2 protein-coding genes and 1 pseudogene are annotated in these 3235 nt (G+C 57.2%); 2 read left to right on the top strand and 1 reads right to left on the bottom strand.

From position 1 onward, the window contains the following. Together KYE_RS15405 and KYE_RS15400 are read left to right on the top strand one after the other, a co-directional pair. Positions 1-967, top strand: a 967-nt coding sequence (locus KYE_RS15405; RefSeq protein ID WP_008175162.1) for a tyrosine-type recombinase/integrase, incomplete at its 5' end; no start/stop codon positions are given. After that, positions 964-1980, top strand: a complete 1017-nt coding sequence (locus KYE_RS15400) for a tyrosine-type recombinase/integrase (RefSeq protein WP_008175155.1) — start codon at positions 964-966, stop codon at positions 1978-1980. The genes KYE_RS15405 and KYE_RS15400, both read left to right, overlap by 4 nt. Before the next feature lie 111 nt (positions 1981-2091). Here KYE_RS15400 and istA read toward each other — a convergent pair. Further along, positions 2092-2730: pseudogene (istA, locus tag KYE_RS15395) on the bottom strand (IS21-like element ISSpu5 family transposase); the annotation flags it as partial. Positions 2731-3235: the final 505 nt, after the last annotated feature.

Raw genomic sequence — 3235 nt, 5'->3', positions numbered from 1 at the left:
CCTAGGCAAGGATTTTTCGGCTTACTTGAGTTACAAGCGCGCGCTGGGCCGAAAATTTGATACTGAAGAGCTCGCCTTGCAATTATTCGATCGCTTTTTGGTCGAGGAACGGGTGAGTAATGCGGCGTTAGTGCAACCGGCGTTGATTGAGGCCTTTCTCGCTTCGCGGCCACGCACTCGCCCACGCAGCTATAACCACCTCTTGGGGGTGCTCCGCTGCTTTTTTGCCTGGCAGGTGGCCCAGGAGCGGCTAGCGCATTCTCCGGTTCGTGCTCACCCTCAGCCGGTGACTTCCCAGCTTAAACCCTTCCTGTTCGAACCGGCTCAGGTGGAAGACATCCTGACGTTGGCGTCACAGCTTCCGGACAATTCCCGGGCACCCTGTCGTGGCATGGTCTACCGAACAATCTTCTCGCTGATGTACGGTTTGGGCCTGCGTGTCGGCGAGATTGTGCATCTTCGGTATCGCGACGTCGATTGCCAGCGCAGCCTTCTGGTGATCGACAAGAGCAAGTTTGGCAAGACGCGTTTGGTCCCCTTTGGCCCGCGCATGGCGCAACAGATCGCTGTCTATCTGCAGTTTGGCGTTGATCGGTATGGGTCATGGCAGCCGGATGATCCGGTATTTTCTTTCAGCTTTTTCCCAGAGCGCAAGCCAATGCGTATTGAGACGGTCAGTCAGACATTTCACCACTTGATACTGAAGATGGATCCGTACGTGCCACCTGGCGTACGCCAACCTCATCTGCACTGCCTGCGCCATTCCTTCGCGGTCGCAACTCTGCTCCGCTGGTATCGCACCGGCGTGGATCCCAATCAACGGCTCTTTCATCTATCAACCTTCATGGGCCATGCCGACCCGGCATCGACTGCCTGGTATCTGACCATCACCGAAGCACTGCTCCGGGAGGCGAGCCAACGGTTCGAGCGATTCGCCGATCCCCGCAGAGAGGAGGAGCTATCATGACGGATCAATTGGGGCGTCTCGTCTTTGCCTTCGTAGAAGATCACCTTAAATGCCAACGGGGGCTGCGCCCGGCCAGTATCCGAAGTTATAAGGAGAGCCTGCGCCTGTTCTTGCAATTCGCTGCAAAGGATAAGCATTGCCGGATCACCCGCTTGGAACTGGCTGATCTCACTGGCGAGCGAGTGCGCCATTTTTTGCAACACCTTGAACAGGAACGTGGTAATGGGGTTAGAACCCGAAACCAGCGCCTGGCGGCGCTGCATACCTTCTTCGAGTATCTTGCCGGCCGTGAGCCCTGCGTGCTCGGGGAAGCACAGCAAATTGCTTCCATTCCCGTCAAACGCTGGCAACCGGGCGAGACTCTGTATCTCGAACGCGACGAGATTAATGCTCTGTTCGCTGCCTTGCCCACCGACCACCCTCAGGCTCTGCGCGACCAAGCCTTGCTTCGCTTCCTTTATAACACCGGAGCACGCGTACAGGAGGTAGCGGATCTGCGCGCAACGCACCTGGAACTCGGTTCTGAGCCCCGAGTACGGCTGCATGGTAAAGGTGACAAATGGCGTACCTGTCCTTTGTGGACGCGAACAGCGGGTCTGATGCAGGACTTACTGGAGCAAAATCGGCAACGACGCCACTCCAATGACGCTGTCTTCCTAGCCCGCAACAGTGCGCCGCTGACCAGATTTGGTATCTACAAGATCGTGCGGCGTCATACCGTCAAGGTGGTGAAGAAAAGCGCAGATGGCACAGTGCGGCACATCTCACCCCATGTCTTACGCCACACGACGGCCGTGCATTTGCTTGAAGCAGGTGTCGAGGTCAACGTCATCCGCGCCTGGCTTGGACACGTCAGTTTGGAGACCACCAACCGATACGCCGAGATCACCCTCCGAATGAAAGTGGACGCGCTGCGCACCTGTGAGCCTATTTGGGATTCTCCGGCGGAGTCCCACCGAAAGCCAGTATGGCGATCCAATTCCGAGCTGCTGCAATGGCTGGAACCCCTGTGATCGTTATGTGCCCCAGTGCAAGGGGGCCTCCCTATGGTTTCAAGGTCTTCTAAAGTGAACGGAACATAATGGGATTGGGAACATAATCCGGATTATGTGTCCCGGCACATAATCCGGAACCACCAGTTCCGGCACGCCGCCCAGGAACTCGAAGGCTCGGATGTGGGAGCCGATCCAGTCCGGCAGGGTCTGGCTCCAGGTGGCCTCGGCGTAGGTGTAATTGGACGCACCCATCACCGCCACAAAGACTTGCGCCTCATGGATCTCACCGGTGGTGCGGTCAATGACGGGCACCGTGTGCCCAGCATAGTCCACGAACAGCTTTTCACCGGCTCGGTGGTCCTGACGCATCACCAGATCCAGCTTGCCCTGCCAGGCCCGGTAGTGCTCGCAGAACCAGCTGTACTGGTAGCCATCCGGATTGGCTTCCCGGTACTCCTGCCAGAGCAGGAACAGGGTGACGTTCTTGCCCCGGAGTTCATCGTGGATTCGCTTCCAATCCGGAATGCCTCGGGCCTGTGCCGGCAGATCCGGTGGTGGCGGGAACAGCCGTTGCTCCAGCTGGGCTTCACTCAGATCCTCTGGCAGCGGCCAGCCAAGCTCCGCCTCAGCAGCACGCCGCAGATACTCGCTCACAGTGGGGCGACTGATGCCGCAGGCTGCGGCAACCTGCCGGTTACTCAGCCCTCGCTCCCACTTGAGGCGAAGGACTTCTTTGATTTTACGCATGGATAACCTCTTCGCTGGCATCTGGCCCTCTCCGGATGAAAAGGAGCAGAGTACCGTTAGTTATCCCGCGCCGGACGTTTTGATGGGGAAATCAGGCAGCCTGCCAGGGTGGCAGCTTTGCCGTGGAATCAGTGGCAGCTTTCGCGTGGAATGGGTGGCAGGCTTCGTCTGGAATCAGTGGCAACCTTGGTCTGGAATACGCACACTCGGGGCGATTAGTGTAGAGTTCAGACTACCAATAGCTAAAGAGCCAGTATCTGTCAGGTCGATTGACTACAGCTGAACTTTTCCAAGTAATCGGGTGTTCTTATCTCGTCCGGCGGTACGTTAATCCGGAGAGCTGACTGCGTCGATGGGAGGGAGCTAGAAAAGCGAGGGAAAGCGACTTAGTCTGCACATCTGATTGAGTGGCCGTTGTAACAGGTCTGACCCGACATTAGGCCATACTCGTTACTTTTTGTTTCAACCGGAGAGACTGGATTTGAGTCGTCGCTGCGAATGTTGCCACCGAGACATTGAAGACCTG

It is taken from the genome of Marinobacter manganoxydans MnI7-9 (assembly GCF_000235625.1).
Lineage (GTDB): Bacteria > Pseudomonadota > Gammaproteobacteria > Pseudomonadales > Oleiphilaceae > Marinobacter > Marinobacter manganoxydans.
The sequence above is the reverse complement of the archived record's forward strand: the minus strand, read 5'-3'. Positions and strand labels throughout refer to the sequence as shown.

Excerpts from the sequence above, each read along its gene's own strand:
- KYE_RS15400 (WP_008175155.1), top strand. The coding sequence starts at position 964 with ATGACGGATCAATTGGGGCGTCTCGTCTTTGCCTTCGTAGAAGATCAC.